We start from the raw sequence: 17,357 nt of genomic DNA, 5'->3' as shown, positions 1-17,357 counted from the left end.
ACGTAAATAACAGCGCGCCAGCCGGCGCTGGCTCGCCGCCGCTCATGACGGCGGTTCGCAGCAAATGTCGCAAATCCTCGTCGGCGGTCACCTCATCGCGAATGTGAAACTGCACGGTCTGCCCGGTGCGCATGTAATCGCCGATGGAAATGGCTCCGGAATTGGGATCAGCCCCAATCACGTTGCGCACAATAAAATCGCCGCGATGAAATTCATCTTGATATTCGCTCAGCACCCGGCCCACGTGCAACCCGCGCCGCGCTTGCAGCTTTTCCTGCTCCGTTAGCGTTTGGAATACCTCCTGCAATCGCACCAGCGGCGGCACTCCGCCGAGTTCTTGAATTACGTTGGAATCTGCCCGCGTAATCACATACGGCTTGCCCACGGGCCGGCAACCTTGCGACACCACGCTGCGAATTCGGACGCGGCCGTAAATCAGGGCGGCCACCGCTCCTTCCGTTCGCTGGCCAGGACCCAGCACCAGCAGATTTTCGCCCGGCGCCACGCCGCCAGATGCCATGCCGCCTAACACCGGCACGCCGGGGCGGTCTTCGTTCAGTCGCCGTACAATTTCGTCCGCTGGAAAGCTGAACGGTTCGCCCAACAGTAACATCGCCGTTCCGCCAGGCCAGGTGTCGGGTAAATCGGCGGGCCAACCCGTAAAAATGCTTCCTTCTCGGGTCTGCTCGAAATTGAGGTGCATCAATTTTACGTTCGTGTTGGGCAAGACCGCCAACCACAGCGAGATAGCTGGCTGCGACTCGTATTCGCGGTTTTTGCCAATGATCGATTCGCCGGTGCAGCCCAACAGCATTTCCGAGCCAATGGCTTGGCACACCTGCGCGGCCACTTGGTCCAAGGACTGGCGATGATCGGGCGAGACAAATACCAGAGCTAAATCGGGCTTGGCTCCTAATTGAGAGAGCGCTTTGCGGCAAACTTCATCGACAGCCGCCGTGGTTTCCGGCGCGGTGGAAAGTGCGGCGGAAAATTGCGCTCGGGCGGGCCCGGGTTGCATCATGGTTGTACTCTTCTGCGTGCGCGTGAATCTTAAAATCAATGCGCTAACCGATTTCAAAAATCGCTTCCACTTCGACCGCCATGTTTCCCGGCAACGCGATGGCTCCCACGGCGCTGCGGGCTCCGACGCCGGCATCGGGGCCGAACACTTCGGCCATCAACTCGCTAAAGCCGTTGAGCACCGCCGGCTGTTGATGGAAGTCTGCCGTGCAATTTACCAACCCAAATGTTTTTACGATTCGCTGGACGTGATCGAGGCTTCCCAAGGCTTCGCGCAGTGATGCCAAAATTGCCAAACCGGTTTGGCGCGCGGCAGCTTGTCCGGCTTTCAAATCTAAATCCGCCCCCACGCGGCCGGTAATCAGCGATTTGTCGGCCCGTAGCGGGCCATGCCCCGATAGGTACGCCCATTTTTCGCAAACGACCACCGGCTTGTAAAGTCCCACAGGCTTGGGCGCGGGGGGAAGTTGAATTTGCAGTTCGATCAATCGGGCTTCAGCACTCATGCAATTCTCTGAGACGAAAAAGTTTTTGACGACGATCGCCTGCAATCGTTATGGATTGGCCCTGGCTCCGATGCACCTTCACAATATCTTTTAATGGCTGTTCTGGAAAGATGCGAACTCGGCAATCATTTCATATACTGCGGTAACGGCAGCACGCCGTATAGGGCATGTAGCCCGGCGCCATTTTGTTTTTATCGATGGATTGTTTCATGACTGTGCCGCGACTTGGATTTCCCAACCTCGGCCTGGGCGTAGGATTGCGGAGTGTGCATTTTTCTCACATTTTGCAGCACTGCCCAACGGTCGATTGGTTCGAAATCATTTCGGAAAATTTTATCGATTCGCAGGGTCGGCCGCGCTACGTTCTGGAGCAAATTGCCGAGCGCTACCCGGTGGTGATGCACGGCGTGTCGCTTTCCATTGGCAGCACCGATCCGCTCAATTTCGATTATTTGGCGAAGCTGAAACGGCTGGCCCAGGAAGTGAAAGCCGGTTGGATTTCCGACCATTTGTGCTGGACCGGCGTGCTGGGCCTGAACACGCACGATTTGCTGCCGCTGCCGTTTAATGAGGAAACCTTGCGACATGTGGTGCAGCGCGTGCACACGGTGCAAGATTATTTGGAGCGGCCGCTGGTTCTGGAAAACCCCAGCAGTTACGTCACGTTTGCCGCCTCGAGCATGAGCGAATGGGAATTTCTTTCCTGCGTGGCGGAGGAAACCAATTGCGGCTTGCTGCTCGATGTGAACAACGTGTACGTGTCGAGCATCAATCACGATTTCGACCCTGCGGAATACATTGGCAACTTGCCGTACCCGCGGATTGTGCAAATGCACCTGGCCGGCCACGCGTCGCGGCCTACACACTTGCTCGATACGCACGACAACCACGTGGTTGATCCCGTATGGGAACTGTACCGCTTGGCGCACGAAAAAACCGGCGGCGTGGCATCGCTGTTGGAGTGGGATGCCAAAATTCCACCGTTTCCCGTCGTGCACGCTGAAATTCTCAAAGCCCGGCAATATATGACAGCCAACTTTCCCGCATCGAACAACCGCCTTCGCAATGTTCCACAACCCCATCAGCAAGCCGCTGGCACGCCGCCGCATCCGGCGACGTTGGTGCTAGCCGACGTGGAGTGAACTCCGCAAACCAGATGAAACAGCAATCCCTTCAAAACGTGCAGCGCTGGATGCAATCGGTCATCACGCATCCGCTGGGTGTAGAAGCCGGATTGGCAGCGCCGGCTCAAGTGGAGCAAATTGTCGAGCCTTCTCTTCGCCAATCCAGCGTCGAGCGATTGGCAATTTACGCCAATGCCTATCACGCCCGATTAATTGAATGCCTGCAAGCGGAGTTTCCTGTCTTTAATCGCACGGTCGGAGACGAAGCGTTCGCGGAATTCGCCGTGGCCTATTTACAGCGGCATCCGTCGCACAGTTACACATTAAATCAATTGGGGGCGGATTTCGTGCAATTTTTGAACGACTCACGGCCGGCGCCTGCCGGCGGAGTCAAGCAGACCAACAGCGATTGGATCGATTTTCTGATCGACCTGGCCCAACTGGAGCGTACGATCAGCGAAGTTTTTGACGGGCCGGGCTTGGAGGCAACGCTTCCCATTTCGCACGCAGATTTGTTGGCGATCGACGCCCAGCGTTGGCCGCAGGCACGGTTGTCAATCGCGCCCTGCGTGCGCCTATTGTCCCTGCGATTTCCCTTGCACGATTATTACACGGCCATGAAGGCCACCGAGAATGCAAATCACGCCGTGGAAATTCCGCAGCCACAAAACTCGTGGCTAGCGCTTACCAGGCGCGATTATGTTGTGCGGCGTTACGAGCTTAGCCGGCCGCAATTCGTGCTGCTCGATGCTCTGCGATGCGGCCAAACCGTGGGAGATGCCGTCAGCGCCGCCTCCGCGGTCTATTCCGGGGAAATCGAGCAGCTTGCTGCTGACATGCACGAATGGTTCCACGCATGGACCGCAGCGCCGATGTTTGAACGAGTAGCAATTAGCGGTTAGCGATTAGCAGTTAGCCGGAAACAGAATGGTTTCCAAATGCTAATTGCTAACCGCTTCTTACTTCAACACATCGAATAAATTGCTTTTGCCGTCAGTCCACAAAATGGGCTTCTTTTTCGGCTCCTTGGGGTCGCGCTCTTCGGGGGGTGGCTCGCCATACTGAGATAGTGCGGCAATTAAATCCCGATTGTGGCTGAGAATCATCCAGTCGGAACGGTACATTTGGTTATCGCCGCCGTTGTTGATGATCAATACATGGTCGAGTCTAAAATGCTCGGCCAACCCCAGCACAATGGGCTCTAAATCTACATAGCGATTGGTAATGTGCACGGCAATGGCGCCATCGGCATCTCCACTATCCTTGGCGATTTGATCGACGTACGATTGGCATGCTTCCTGTGTCAGTAAATGTACCGGAATGGCGTCGCCGCTAAACGCATCGAGCACTAGCACGTGGAATTTTTGCGGATGGCCTTCCTTTAATTCACGCTCCAGTGTCAACCGAGCGTCCCCCAATTCAATTTCGCATTTAGCGCCGCGCTCGCGGCAGTCTTTCAAATACGTGAAATATTCGCCGGGCTCGGTAATTTCAATCACATTCGGATTGATTTCGTAAAAACGAATCGAATCTCCCTGATCGGCATAGGCCGCCAAGGTGCCGGTGCCCAAACCCACGGCTCCAATCTGCAGCCCATGCACGTTTTTATTTTCGCGATAAAAGCCAATGGTCCGGCCCACGCCGGTTTCCGGAGCGTAATAAGTAGTCGGTATGTGGCGGCGATCTTCGCTAACATATTGCAGCCCGTGCGTAATCCGGCCATGATTCAACACATGAATTTCGTTCTCAGGCTGGTTCGTTTTTCGCGCATCCACCCGCAGCGTGCCGAAGAAATTTCGTTTCTGCAACAGGATTTCTTCGTGCTGCTCAATCCGTGGCTGAAAATAAGCGCAAATATCAAAAATTCCCACGCCCGTTACCAGCAGCACCGGCAGAGCCAGCGCCAACGCGCCGAGGGAATGCCCAATGCTCCAAGTGCGCGCGGTGCTGCCTGCTGCACGGCCGCTGAATGCCGACAAAATTCCGCGCAAAATCAGCCAACTGGCCAGCACAAATCCCAAAAAGAGCGATAAATTCCACTCAAAAAACGTGACAAAAAACCGCGGCGCCAGCAAAGTCACCGCGACGCCTCCCAGCGCGCCGCCGGCCGAAATCATCAAGTAGTAACCCGTCAAATAGCGCGGATGCGGCCGCAGCCGGAACAGCTCGCCGTGGCACAACATGCAAACGCCCAATAGCGCCGCAAAGTTCAGGCCCGCGTACGTCAGGAACCCCAATTCCAGGCTCGGCGATTCCGGCCGTTCCGCTTCCGGCAAATCATCGTCGGTAAAGCGGTGATACTTCACGTAATGGGCAATTTTTCCCGGCGTGCCGCAATCGTACAGCTCGACTTCCGACTGACCGTTGTGAAACACCATCGCCACGAAATAAATCGCCAGCATGGTAAACAGGGCCGTCAGCACGGGCCGATACCAGCGCGGATGATCGAAGGCAATAATGAACGTCACCAAATACAGCGACAACGGCACGACCCACAAAAACGGAATCACCGCCACGTCGGTGCACACATGGTTGGTGATGGCCAACAAAGCGACCGAGGCAAAGCACGGCAGCACGAGCCACATCATGCGCCGCCAGAGCGTGGGCGCCGCCAGGTTGTGCAAATCTGCCGCTAATGCACTGACTTCGCTGGCCGCAGTGGCTTGAGCGGGCACATCCATCGCCACGGGGTTGGCGCTATGCAAATCGGTCACATTTGGATCAGTCGCGGAACTTTCGGTCCAGTGCAGTGCAAATCCGATGACAATGGCGGCACAGCCACACAGCGCCGCATACAAATAAAATCCAACCGACCAAAACGTGGCTTGCTCCGGCACGCTCCAAATGCGCTCGAAGAAAAACGGATAGCTCAATAGCGCCAATAGCGAGCCCACATTCGATAAGGCATACAGTCGGTACGGAATTCGGCCCGGATAGGCCCGGGCAAACCAGGCCTGAATCAGCGGCCCGGTCGAAGAGAGCACAAAAAACGGCAAGCCCACGCTGGCGGCCAGCAGCGTTAAAATTTTCCCCACCGGCTGCAAGCTGTCGGTCGGTTTCCAGGCCTCGCCGGGGACCGCGCCGAGAACAACCAAAAACACCAGCGCCGCGATCATCAATGCCAGGTGAACTAGCGCTTGCTGCTTGGGCTTTAGCCACATTTGGCTGAAATGTGCGTAAGCATAGCCGCCGAACAGCAGCGTTTGGAAAAACAACAAACAAGTTGTCCACACCGCCGGCGTGCCGCCGAACCAGGGCAAAATGTACTTGCTGACCAGTGGCTCAATTTGAAACAGCAAAAATGCACTGACAAAAATCGTGGCCGCAAAATTCAGGGCCAGCCAAGCGCCGCGTGATGGTGTGCTCATGGAAAAACAAAGTGGGCAAGCAACCTCGCTCGCCTCAAGGTGAACAATTGGAGCAGGTTTACCGCAAGCTTTAAGCTTTCGAGAATAACGCGCCGGCCGACCGCAAGCAATTCGAGTGGAAAAATGAATCGGCCGCCATGGTAATTGCCCCAGCTTGACAACTTTACCAACCGCAGCGTACATTGTGGCAGTGTAACACTCGCGCAGCCTAAACGGTGCGCGTCTTTTTTATATTCGCTTCGTTGGCCGCAAGGGCAGTTTCACTTGCAACTCACGCGCACACGCTAACCGAGCATCTCCGGTGCGATATTCGCGACTCTGATGAGATGCGGTCACCTGGCTCCATTGCATGGGCTTTACCACTACCATTGATCTTGCGCCTGTAGCCCATCATCTTTCGCTGCCGCTGGCGCAAGTCGAAAGCGCCGCGCAGTTGTTAGATGCCGGCAACACCATTCCGTTTATCACCCGGTATCGCAAAGATCAGACCGGCGGCTTGGACGAAGAACAAATTCGCTGCATTCAAGATCAGGTAAGTCGCCTGCGAATGCTGGTCGAGCGGAAGCAAACCATCCTCCGCTCCATCGACAGCCAAGGCAAGCTCACTCCCGAATTGGCGCAAGCCATCGAACGGGCCGAAAACATCAAGTGGCTGGAAGACCTGTACCTGCCTTACAAGCCAAAGAAGCAGTCGCTGGCTACGTTGGCTCGGGAACGGAAGCTGGAGCCGTTGGCCGAGGAAGTGTTGCAGGCCAGTTCGGCCGCTGCCGACTTGGACCGCCGGGCTGCTGATTTCGTCGATCCCGACCGGCAGTTGGCCACCGTGGCCGATGTGCTGCTGGGCGTGGGCCACATTCTGGCGGAAGATTTCAGCGAACGGGCAGATTTGCGTTCCCGCTTGCGGCGGATTGTCAAAAAGACCGGGCGCTTGGTCTGCACCAAAACCGAAATCGCCGAGGCCCAGGGAAAAGAATTCCGCGATTATTTCGATTTTAAAGAACCGCTGGGCAAAATTCCTCCGCACCGGGTGTTGGCCATCAATCGCGGCGAGCGGGCAAAAATGCTCCGCGTGAAAATCGAAGCCGACGATGCGGGGTTGATTCAGGAAATCGAAACTTTTGTCACGCCCCCGGAACATCCGCATGCCGAATTCATCAAAGGTTGCGCCCGCGATGCACTGCAACGGTTGGTGCTGCCCAGCTTGGAGCGGGAAATTCGCCGCGAAATGACCGATGCGGCTGAAGCGCACGCCGTGGTGGTGTTCGCCAAGAATTTGCGTAATTTGCTGCTGTTGCCTCCGGTGCGTGGAAGGCGCGTGCTGGCGCTGGATCCAGGCTTTAAAAGCGGTTGCAAACTGGCGGCGCTGGACGAATTTGGCAATTTGCTGGATCAAGCGGTGATTCACTTGGTCGGCAAAGACGAACGCAAAGCCGAAGGCCGCGCGAAGCTGATCGAGCTCATCAAGCAGCACAATCTGGCCGTCATGGCGCTGGGCAATGGCACCGCCTGCCGCGAAACGGAAGATTTGCTGGCCGAGCTGTTAGCCAACGAACTGAAAGACGACGGCGTGGCCTACGTCATTGTGAACGAAGCCGGCGCCAGCGTGTATTCCACTAGTCCCTTGGGCCGCGAGGAACTACCCGAGTACGATGCCACTCTCCGCAGCGCCATTAACATCGGCCGGCGATTGCTGGATCCCCTGAGCGAACTGGTAAAAATCGATCCCGGCAGCTTGGGCGTAGGGCTGTATCAGCACGACGTGAAAGCCAAGCATCTGCGAACTTCGCTGGATGCTGTTGTCGAATCGTGCGTAAATTACGTGGGCGTCGATTTGAACACGGCCAGCCCGGCGCTGTTGCGCTACGTCAGCGGACTGAATCAACTTACGGCCCGGCGGTTGTACGATCACCGTCTGGCCAACGGTCCGTTCCGCAATTTGGAGCAGTTGAAAGAAGTATCGGGCTTCGGGGAAGCCACATTCGTGCAAGCGGCAGGCTTTTTGAAAATTGCCGATGGCGACAATCCCCTGGATGCCACCTGGATTCATCCCGAGAGTTACGAAGTCGCCCGAAAAATTTTGGGCAAGCTAGGCTTTTCGATCGACGATTTACGGCAGAAAGAAAACATCGCGGCGGTGGCCCAAAAAATTTCGGAACTCGCAGGGCAGGCCGAGCAGTTGGCCGCCGATTGGCAAGTGGGCTTGCTTACGCTGCGTGATATTTTGGCGCAACTTACCCGCCCGGGCCGTGACCCGCGCGAAGATTTACCGCAGCCTATTTTCAAGCGTGGCGTGCTGAAGCTGGAAGATTTACAGCCCAGCATGGAATTGATGGGCAGCGTCTTGAACGTGGTCGATTTCGGAGCGTTTGTCGATATCGGCCTGCACGATAGTGGGCTGGTGCATGTCAGCCAACTGGCCAACCGGTTTGTGCGCGATCCGCACGATGTGGTTTCGGTGGGCGACATTGTCAAAGTCTGGGTGGTGGAGGTGGATAAAACCCGCCGCCGTGTTTCACTAACGATGATTGCTCCCGGCACGCCGCGGCATGAACCGCATCGGGGACCAGCCAGTGGAGAGGGGCAGCAAGCCCGACCGCCACGCGGCGAAAGGGCGCCCCGTGGAGAACGTCCGCCGCGACGCCAGCGTCCTGCGCGTCCAGGCCGGGCGCCTGCTGCCGCCGGAAATGGCAACGCCGGGTCACAACCTTCCGAAGCTGGCGGCCAGGCGCCACCGATTGCCGCCGGAGAAGGTTCAAGCCCACCAACATCCGCGCCGCCTTCCGGTGCCGGCCGGGGTTCCGGCGTTCGTCCACCCCACATCGGCGGCAAGCGCTATGGTGGTTCGGGCGGTCGCCCGCATCAACAACATCAACACGCTCATTCGCGCGGTCCCAAGCCCAAACCCAAGCCGCTAATTCCCATTACGAAGGCGATGAAAGAAGGCAAAGAACCGCTTCGCACATTCAGCGATTTGTTTCAGTTTCATCAACTCAATACGGACCAGGAAGATGCGTCCCCCGTCGCTGCACAGCAACCACAGTCCAATTCGGCGCAAACGAAGCCAGATACCCAAGCTCCGCAAATTGCTGAAAGCAACGCGCATGTGGACGTAGCACACCAGGAACCAACGCCCAGCGGCACGTCTCCTGCGGAAGTGCCAATGCATTCCGCCCAGACCAGCGAACCTGCTGGGCAACCGGTTGAGGCAGCGCCTGATATAGCATCCTCCGCTCCGGCCGATTCGACCGCCTAGCGGTAGTCTTCACCCCTTTTCCTTGTTTCCCTCTTCCCGGACTCTTGCCAGTGGATTTTGACGAGCGGCTTCAACGTGCGATTCAACGGGGCAATCAGGCAGCCCAACAGCGGCGCGGAGCGGAGGCCGCCCAAGCACTTAGCGAGGAGCAATGCAAGCGTTTGCACTCGCAGTATCGCCTGCAGCTTTCGGAACATGTGGAAATGTGCCTCCGCCGGTTGCCGCAACACTTTCCCGGCTTTAAATACGAGAACGTTGTCAGCGATCGGGGTTGGGGGGCGGCGGTCAGCCGCGACGATGCTGATTTCTCTCGCGGGCAACCGCGTTCCAATGTATTTAGCCGGCTGGAAACGACGGTTCGGCCGTATAGCTCGGCTCGGGTGTTGGAACTAACTGCCCATGGAACCATCCGCAACAAGGAAATATATAACCGCACTCATTTCCAGCCGTTGGCCGACGTGCATTTGGAGCGGTTCATGGAAATGATTGATCTGTGGGTGCTGGAATACGCGGAGCTGTACGCGGCCAAACAGTAATGATTCTGAGCTAGGGCCGCGTGAACTTAGCCCGACTGTGTCAGTCGGGAGTTTTGGCTCGCATGGCGCGCCCTTGTTTTGAGGACCCAAAAGAATTGCCCCGCGCTTGCCAGCCGAAGCCGTCAAGAGCGGGGCATATATCGGTCAAGCGACCGCCATCTTCCGTGCGGTCAAGTTTGGAATCCATCCCAAGTTAACAGGACTTACTTGGCGGCTTCGCAACCGCTGCTAGTGCAACCCGAGCTGCAGCCAGAAGAACAACTGGAGCAGCAAGAGGACTCACAGCAGGAACGACGGCAGCGGCGACCGCAAGCCTGAGACAGTTCAGGCAACGAGGCAGCCACAACAGCCACAGCCAAAATCACAACTTTAACGATCTTCATAACAAAATCCTCCACTGACATGAAACATCGAAGGGTCAACAAAACACAACAGTCACAGTGCTTGCCATACACAGCGGGAGCTCTTCCGCCATCCCGGACAAGCAGCAGACCGTGCTACCACAGCCTTGCCCTGTGACCACCGACATTCAACACTTCTCAACGGCAATGTGAAAATCGCTAGGTTGGGAAGTATTTAACGTTCGATGGTGCAACCCTTAGACCAAATGGGTTACTAGCCGACAAGCCCCTGGCCGAATATGCATGTAAAAATAGAAAACTTACGGGGTTTGATAAGATAGCGAATTATCGCAGCTCAAGTTCCTGTTAATACAAGATTTACGTTCGCGTCAACAGCTTGACTGAGAAGATTTTGGCTCCGGAAGTTTCGTGATATCTGGCGGCAAGAAATTCTTTTTTGCTTCCCAAGACATGATTCTCTCGCGCGAATAAAACAGCCGCAGCACTTTCATTTGCCACAATTGCGGATGCTGCTGGTAGAACGCATCAGCATTATCAGCCGGGCCATATTCACAAAGCGTGAAGTGCACTAAGCGCATCCAAGCCAGTGTGAGCCTTTCGTGATACCCACGATCGAGCGCGTCTGGAACCTGCTGCGCCGCGTTGTATCGTTTGAGTGCAGTTCGCATTTGCTCGACCGCTTCTGACAGCGGATAATGCTGCAAGTAAAGATAGGCAATCTTTACGTGTTCTCGATGATGCCATTGATCTGCCGGGAAGACGCAATCTTCAAACTGCTTGCGAAACGTTTCATCATCAATGGTGGGCAGTTCGGCCATGCGGGCGAAGACAGATTGATAGCAAGTAGAGTTCGCCCAGCGGCTGATTTGAGCCGAGCCGATTCACAGCCTGGCGGAGGAGGGCCGGTCATTTAACCATATCAGGTTGTGGCCTGCCACGGCCGATGCCTGCCGCTACCCGTTGGCTCCGGTTTCCAAAATAGCCCAACTCCTCCATGCGCATTGCCAAATACTCTACGATGGGGCCAGTCGCGGGGGCCGAATTGCCGCCGTGCTCAATGACGACGACAAATGCCACCTGCGGGTCATTGGCAGGAGCATAGCCGGCAAACCAGGCATGTTCTGGCAAGCTTCCGCCGGTTTCTGCCGTGCCTGTTTTCCCGGCGATGGGCACAGGCGCTAAATCGAGCACGGCATGCGCGGTACCCTGCTCATCGGCGACGACTTGCCGCAATCCCTTTTGAATGACTGCCAAGTTTTGGGCGTTGAGCCCCCTGACCGGCTCCGGCGGCTGGTGTGAAATGGCGTCGCTAATTGCGCTGGCCGGTGTAATCAATCGTTCCGCCGTATAAGGAGTGACCAACAATCCGCCATTGGCCATGGCTGCCACCGCGCGCACAATTTGCAACGGCGTGGTGGTGATTGGGCCCTGGCCAATGGCCATCATCAAGGCATCTGGCCGCGGAATGTTTGACGCAACAGCCTTTGTTGCCTGCTTGGCGGCACCGACTGGAATTTTACCGCTCGCTTCGCCGGGCAAATCAATTCCTGTTTTTTGGCCCAATCCTAACCGGCCGGCCCAATCGACGAGGGGCTTTCCGCCCACCAGTTCGGCGTAGTGAAAGAAATACACGTTGCAGCTGCGGGCCAAGGCGTCGACCATGGTCACTGGCCCGTGCCCAATGCCATAGCGTCGATACACCGCACAGCGCAGCACGTCGGGCTGATGCAAATATCCCTGGCACTCCAGCGGAGCCTGGGGATCTACTCCTGCGGCCAAGAGCGCGGCCGCCGACACAATTTTGAAAACCGAGCCGGGGGGCAACGCCATTTGCACGCTGCGATCCAGCAGCGGCCGGGTCGGATCGTTCAACCAGCCTTCAATGGTTTTGTTGTCGCGAAGTTGAAAGCGGTTTGGATCGAACCGTGGCGCCGAGGCTGCGGCTAGCACCGCGCCAGTATGCACGTCGATGGCCACCAGCGCGCCGCCGGCTGCGGCATCCACTTGTTCATTGCCGCACGGAAGCCGCCGGTTCAGCGCTTCATCCAACAATGTTTGTGCGCCCCGTTGTAATGCCGGATCGATCGTTAGCACCACATCCTCGCCACACTTCGGTTGATAAACGACGGAGGAATTGATGATGCGGCCTTGGCCGTCAAGTTGCTCGGTCGTTAAACCGCGCCGTCCGCGCAGCACCGCTTCGTATTGACGTTCGATGCCCGCCCGGCCAAGCCAATCGTCGGGCTGGTAGGCATCGGGGCTTTCGCCATCATGTTCTGCGAGATAACCCGGGCGAGGTTGCCGGCCGCTCGATTTTGCAATTTCTTCCGCCTTGGGATGGCCCAGATACCCCACGGTGTGCGCCGCCAACGCTCCTTGCGGATAGGTCCGGCGGTACGAGTGAATTAACTTTACGCCGGGATAATTCAGCGGATGCGTTTCGATTTCGGCCACGGCGTCCAGCGGCAGCCCTTCGAATACCAGGTGCTCGGTTAACTCCTCCGAAACGGTAACCGGGGGTGGAGACGCAATGTCGTCCCAGGAGAAAAACGCATCGGCAATGCTGCGTCCCACCAGCGAGAGTACCCCCGTTGGCGTATCTACATTCGCATCTTCCATGCGCGCCGCACGAGGCTTCACACCAGACCCATTTTGATGCCGCGCATTCACGCTCGCGGAAATGGCCTCCACCTGTTGTTGAACGCGTTCCCTTTGCGCCTGCCACTGCGATTCGGTCCAGCCACACAGGGCCGCCAAGCGCGCCCATAATTCCTTTCGCTCGGCGAGAAAACGCTCCGTTTCTTCCGCGACAAGCTGCTTGTCGCGCCGCTGGGCAGACGACAGCCGGGCCCGCACCGTCCGCACTAGCCAGCGCGGGTCGGCAGGCTCCTCCAGCCAGCGATAATTCACCGCCAAATTCACCACCGGCTCGTCGCAGGCCAGCACGGTGCCATCACGGGCCAATATCCGACCGCGCATGCCGGGGGACGTTTGCCTGCGGACGGTCGGCTCGGTGGCCATGGCGCGATATTCCGCCCCATCGCGCACCTCCAAAGCGATCAGCCGGACATACACCGTTAGAAATAACATCACAATGATTGCCAGCATCCAGCGCAAGCGATTGCGCAGCATGGCGGGAGATAATTGGCCGGCGGCCGGTTCAATCTTCATGCTTATTGCCCCACGTCCATCCGCACTGGGCTTAGCCGAATTGTTTTTGCGGATCGCGCCGCCAGAACACAAACACTAAAATTGGAATCGCCACGCACATGGTGTACAGCCCGACCAGCGCGCTGCGTTGCACCAGCATGCTCCATGTGGCCGGGGCCTGGGCAGACCACATGCTCAATAATCCCTGCGCCAGTGTGATGCCTGCCGCCGCACTCCACACCACCCCCAGTTGCGCCGGAAAGCTATCTAAGCAGATCCGCTGCCGCAGCCACACCACGCCATACGCAAACCCGGCAAACAAGGCGACTGCCCAGCCCAGCGGCATTGGGGAATTCAAATCGCTTACCAGGCCGGCCAGCGCCGCCACCAGCAGGCCGCGCCGGCTGCCGGCTTGTGTCAGCCACGAAAATCCGACCAGCACCAGCAAGTTCGGCCCCACGCCCAGCGCATCCCACCGAATTGCAAACCACGTTTGCAGCACGGCGGCCAAGTACAGCATCGGAATGAATAAAAACGACGACATATATTTTCTGACCACCGATCACTGACCACTATTCGCGCTGATCACTGAGCACTATTCGCACTGGCCAATCGACTGGCATTCAACTCCACTCGCAATACCGCCACATGGATTGGCAACGAACGGCTGTCCACCGCCGGCTCCATCCAAATTTCCCATTGCGTACCGCCCGGCTTACGCTCCACGCGTGTCACACGGCCATAAAGCAGCGGCGCCTCCAGCGCGCCGTCCTCTGCGGTGAACACTAAATCGCCGACAGTCACTTGATCCGTGGCTTCCACCATTTCAATTTTGCACAGCGCTGCGCCCCGGCCCACCAACATGCCCCGGGCTGTAAATTGAAGTCGTCCTTCTTTTGGTCGAGCCAATTGCACAAGGTCGCGATAACCCGCGTCGGTCGCGCGCTGCACGGTGCAGGTGTGCGGGCCGGCTTCGGCCACTTTGCCCCACACCCGGCTGCCGGCCACGACCAATCGGCCACGCTCCACCGCGGCATCTTCTCCTTGGTCCAACAGCGGTGCGGCAGATCCGCTGGATTTGGCCGCGGCTTCATCGTCGATTACCAGCGCTTGCGGCCGGGCGCCTTTCGTTCGGCCCACGTCGAGCAAATCGCGCGGCGGCAAAAACAGTTGCGCTTGCCGACCCAACACGCGGGCGCCAATTGTTTGCGTAATTAACAGCGGCGGGTGCGCATCATCCTGGGCCCCCCCGGCCGTGCTTCCGCTGCGCTCGCTGTGCGCCACCAGCAGTTGCGTTTGCAAGGCGCGCACTTGATCGTTGAGCGCCGCAATTGTTTGCTCCGCTTCCGGCAGCCGCGAATCTCCGCAGCGGAATTCCGCCCAGCGATTTTCCATCCAGCCCGTGGTGCCCCCCAGCGCCACTAAGCCAGGCCGCAATGCTTCCCGCCAGGCGTCACGCAGCCAGTGGGTGCTGGCCGGCGGCGCAAGTCCCAACCCCAGCGCAACGGCCAACACCGCCGCCAAAATCACGGCGGGCGACATCCGCCGCCAGCGCTCAACCAACGGGTCAGAAGCTTGCATCGCTCGATTCCACAAAACTGCGCCACGTATCGAGATGTTCCAGGCAGGTCAGCGTTCCCTGCACAACGGCCGTGGTTGGTTCCGCCGCCACACGCGCCGGTAGCCCGGTTCGCTCGGTAATCCAGCGATCCAAGCCCGTCAGCAGCGAGCCGCCGCCGCACAGTTCCACGCCCCGCTCGACCAAATCGGAAACCAAATCGGGGCTGCATTTGTCGAGCGTGGCCCGCACCGTTTCCAAAATTCTTTCCAGCGGAGCGTTTAGCGCCGCGCGCACTTGGGCCGCGTTCATTTCCATCCGCCGCGGCAGGCCGTTGGCTAAATCGAGCCCCCGCACTTCACTCGCGCGATCGTCATCGACGGGCCAGGCGCTGCCCAGCTCCATTCGCAACTGCTCGGCGGTCGCCAGGCCCACGCGCAAGCCGTGGCTGCGGCGCAGATGGTCGACAATGGCCTGATCCATTTGATCGCCGCCGGTGTGGCACGAATGCTGCGAGACCACGCCTCCCAAGCTCAGCACGGCCACTTCGGTTGCGCCGGCGCCAATGTCGATCAGCATGCTGGCGACCGGCTCGGCCACAGGCAGCCGCAATCCCAGCGCCGCCGCCTGCGCCACGCCGACCAACATCACACGGCCGGCGCCGGCACGATGGGCGCTCGTGTAAATGGCATGTTTTTCCACCGGCGTGAGGCAAGCCGGCGCCGCCAGTAACAGCCGGGGCCGCAAGCCGAATCGCATTGGCCGGGCTTTGCGCAGAAAATAGCGCAGCATGGCCTCGCATAAATGAAAATTCGTAATCACGCCCCCGGCCAGCGGGCGCACCACGCTGACGGAGTCGGGCGTGCGGCCCAACATTTGCCGCGCCAAATGCCCCACGGCGCATCCGCCGGAGAGCAAGCGATTGGCGCTGCGCGAAACCGCCACGACCGAAGGTTCTTCCAGCACCAGGCCTTCGCCCGGCAGCGCCACCCGAGTGGCCGCCGTGCCCAGGTCAATGGCTAAATCTGCATGCAGCAGCGTGGAGAGACGACGGAGCATCCTTGCTCACAATGCGAAAAGTAGAAAATCGAAAATTAAACCGGCGGAACTTCCATGATCCGCGGAACCGGCTGTGCCGAAACAATCGCCGAGTGCGAGGGCAGCATCCACGTGGCCTGCGGCACTTTCGCATCGGCGGGAACGGTTACGTGCAAGCCATACGCCTTCATTTCCAGGAACAAAAACAGGCAACCGATGCAAATGAACACAAATGCCAAAATCATCATCGCCGTGTAAATGTTGGCCGATTGCTTCAGCACGAACATGCCACGGCTGCTCGCTTCCGGTTGACCAAGATCGCCCAGCGACATAATTATCCCCCTGTGTGCGAAGCTTGCAGCAGCTTGGTTTGCAGTTGGCTGCCGACGCTGTCTTGCTTTTGAATTGGGTATTGTTGGTATTCGGTCAGGATGGTAGCAACGGCGCCGTCGGGCTTCACCTCAATGACCCGCACTTTGCCCACGTATTTTTCGCCGCGATAAATATCCAATTCCTGTCCCACGCGCACGCCGTCGTCGGTGCCGATGGAAAGCTGCACTTTGCTGTGCGATACGGCGGTGATCAGGCCGGCCACGGGAATGCGACTGGCGTCGGCCGGATCTTCAATCGACAGGCCCAGGCCCGTGAGGATCATTTTGGCTTTGCTCACATCGGTGGCCAATTGCGTGTTGCGTTCTTGTAAATTGGCCAGAATGCCGTTGGCCACCGCCAGCTTGTCGGCGAAATCGGTAGCCATTTTAATTTGCTCGTCGGTTTCTTTTTGGGAAGCGGCGATTTCGGTGCGCAGCTTTTGCACTTCGGTGGTCAAATTGGAAAGATTATCTTGCGCCACGTGCAAGGCATTCGTGTTGGCGGCCAAATCGGCTTCCTTGGCGGCCAATTGCTGCGAGCGCTCCTTGTTCTCCTTGGCCAGGTTGTCGATTTCCGCTTCCGCTTTGGCCAGGGCTTGAATTTTCGCCGTCTTCTCGGCGTTGAGCTGCAATTCCATTTGGTCGCGCTCGTTGGTCAGCCGGGCATTTTCCTCGCGGGAGCTTTTCAACTGCTCTTTGTAGCCGACCGTTTGGTTGCCATGCACTTCGGCGGCGGTGCGCGTAATTTCTTCGCGCCAATTGCGATGCGCCGAATAAACCATGATCGAAAACGTGGCGAACACAATGCTCATGATCAGCACGAGCACCACAAAAATTCTGCCGACAAGGTTCATCGTTTTTTGCTCCCTGCAGCCGGACTACCCTCCGGCGCAAGCTGCTTTGGCCGCCGCAAAGGGCGCGGGGAAAAATCTGCCGGTTCCTTGAGTTACCCGCGCTTCGATTACCAGCGGCGACAACCTACCCGGCAACTCGGCGTTCCACACCGATTGGCAGGGTCGATAAGTACCTAATCTGTCAGGAGATAAGTTCCCTGAACTAACTCGTTTAGTA

At 57.9% G+C, this 17,357-nt stretch carries 14 protein-coding genes; 4 read left to right on the top strand and 10 right to left on the bottom strand.

Annotation, left to right across the window (positions count from 1 at the left end):
- Together VFE46_11755 and VFE46_11750 are read right to left on the bottom strand one after the other, a co-directional pair.
- A partial coding sequence (locus VFE46_11755) for an FIST N-terminal domain-containing protein (GenBank protein ID HZZ28668.1) occupies nt 1-1,021 on the bottom strand: 1,021 nt, incomplete at its 3' end.
- Between the two features lie 43 nt (nt 1,022-1,064).
- Nucleotides 1,065-1,526 carry a RidA family protein gene (locus VFE46_11750; protein ID HZZ28667.1) on the bottom strand — a complete coding sequence of 154 codons (462 nt, stop codon included), beginning with the start codon at nt 1,524-1,526 and terminating at the stop codon, nt 1,065-1,067.
- 209 nt (nt 1,527-1,735) lie between these two features.
- Between VFE46_11750 and VFE46_11745 the strand changes: the two genes are divergently transcribed.
- Together VFE46_11745 and VFE46_11740 are read left to right on the top strand one after the other, a co-directional pair.
- Nucleotides 1,736-2,668: a DUF692 domain-containing protein gene (locus VFE46_11745; GenBank protein ID HZZ28666.1), complete on the top strand. Its 933-nt coding sequence runs from the start codon at nt 1,736-1,738 to the stop codon at nt 2,666-2,668.
- Nucleotides 2,669-2,682: 14 nt separating this feature from the next.
- A complete protein-coding gene (locus VFE46_11740; protein ID HZZ28665.1) occupies nt 2,683-3,552 on the top strand; it encodes a DNA-binding domain-containing protein in 870 nt (289 codons plus the stop codon).
- A gap of 57 nt (nt 3,553-3,609) precedes the next feature.
- Here the strand turns inward: VFE46_11740 and VFE46_11735 are convergent, their stop codons facing one another.
- Entirely contained in the window at nt 3,610-6,018 is a 2,409-nt protein-coding gene (locus VFE46_11735) for a hypothetical protein (protein HZZ28664.1), read from the bottom strand.
- A gap of 349 nt (nt 6,019-6,367) precedes the next feature.
- Here VFE46_11735 and VFE46_11730 point away from each other — a divergent pair, with 349 nt between their 5' ends.
- Both VFE46_11730 and VFE46_11725 read left to right on the top strand, forming a co-directional pair.
- A complete protein-coding gene (locus tag VFE46_11730) occupies nt 6,368-9,271 on the top strand; it encodes a Tex-like N-terminal domain-containing protein (GenBank protein HZZ28663.1) in 2,904 nt (967 codons plus the stop codon).
- 50 nt (nt 9,272-9,321) lie between these two features.
- Entirely contained in the window at nt 9,322-9,807 is a 486-nt protein-coding gene (locus VFE46_11725; protein ID HZZ28662.1) for a hypothetical protein, read from the top strand.
- 730 nt (nt 9,808-10,537) lie between these two features.
- Here the strand turns inward: VFE46_11725 and VFE46_11720 are convergent.
- The 7 genes from VFE46_11720 to VFE46_11690 all read right to left on the bottom strand — a co-directional run bounded on the left by VFE46_11720 (nt 10,538) and on the right by VFE46_11690 (nt 17,140).
- Complete coding sequence (locus tag VFE46_11720) at nt 10,538-10,987, bottom strand: hypothetical protein (protein ID HZZ28661.1); 450 nt, start codon at nt 10,985-10,987, stop codon at nt 10,538-10,540.
- 88 nt (nt 10,988-11,075) lie between these two features.
- Entirely contained in the window at nt 11,076-13,340 is a 2,265-nt protein-coding gene (locus VFE46_11715) for a penicillin-binding transpeptidase domain-containing protein (GenBank protein ID HZZ28660.1), read from the bottom strand.
- 31 nt (nt 13,341-13,371) lie between these two features.
- Nucleotides 13,372-13,863, bottom strand: a complete 492-nt coding sequence (gene mreD, locus VFE46_11710) for a rod shape-determining protein MreD (GenBank protein HZZ28659.1) — start codon at nt 13,861-13,863, stop codon at nt 13,372-13,374.
- Nucleotides 13,864-13,904: 41 nt separating this feature from the next.
- Nucleotides 13,905-14,900: a rod shape-determining protein MreC gene (locus tag VFE46_11705; GenBank protein HZZ28658.1), complete on the bottom strand. Its 996-nt coding sequence runs from the start codon at nt 14,898-14,900 to the stop codon at nt 13,905-13,907.
- Nucleotides 14,887-15,936 carry a rod shape-determining protein gene (locus VFE46_11700; protein ID HZZ28657.1) on the bottom strand — a complete coding sequence of 350 codons (1,050 nt, stop codon included), beginning with the start codon at nt 15,934-15,936 and terminating at the stop codon, nt 14,887-14,889. The genes VFE46_11705 and VFE46_11700 overlap by 14 nt, the downstream gene beginning before the upstream one ends.
- Before the next feature lie 35 nt (nt 15,937-15,971).
- Nucleotides 15,972-16,247, bottom strand: a complete 276-nt coding sequence (locus VFE46_11695) for a hypothetical protein (GenBank protein HZZ28656.1) — start codon at nt 16,245-16,247, stop codon at nt 15,972-15,974.
- A gap of 2 nt (nt 16,248-16,249) precedes the next feature.
- A complete protein-coding gene (locus VFE46_11690) occupies nt 16,250-17,140 on the bottom strand; it encodes a hypothetical protein (GenBank protein HZZ28655.1) in 891 nt (296 codons plus the stop codon).
- Nucleotides 17,141-17,357: the final 217 nt, after the last annotated feature.

Source organism: Pirellulales bacterium, assembly GCA_035656635.1.
Lineage (GTDB): Bacteria > Planctomycetota > Planctomycetia > Pirellulales > JADZDJ01 > DATJYL01.
Note: the sequence above shows the minus strand (reverse complement) of the source record. Positions and strands in the feature narration are given on the sequence as shown.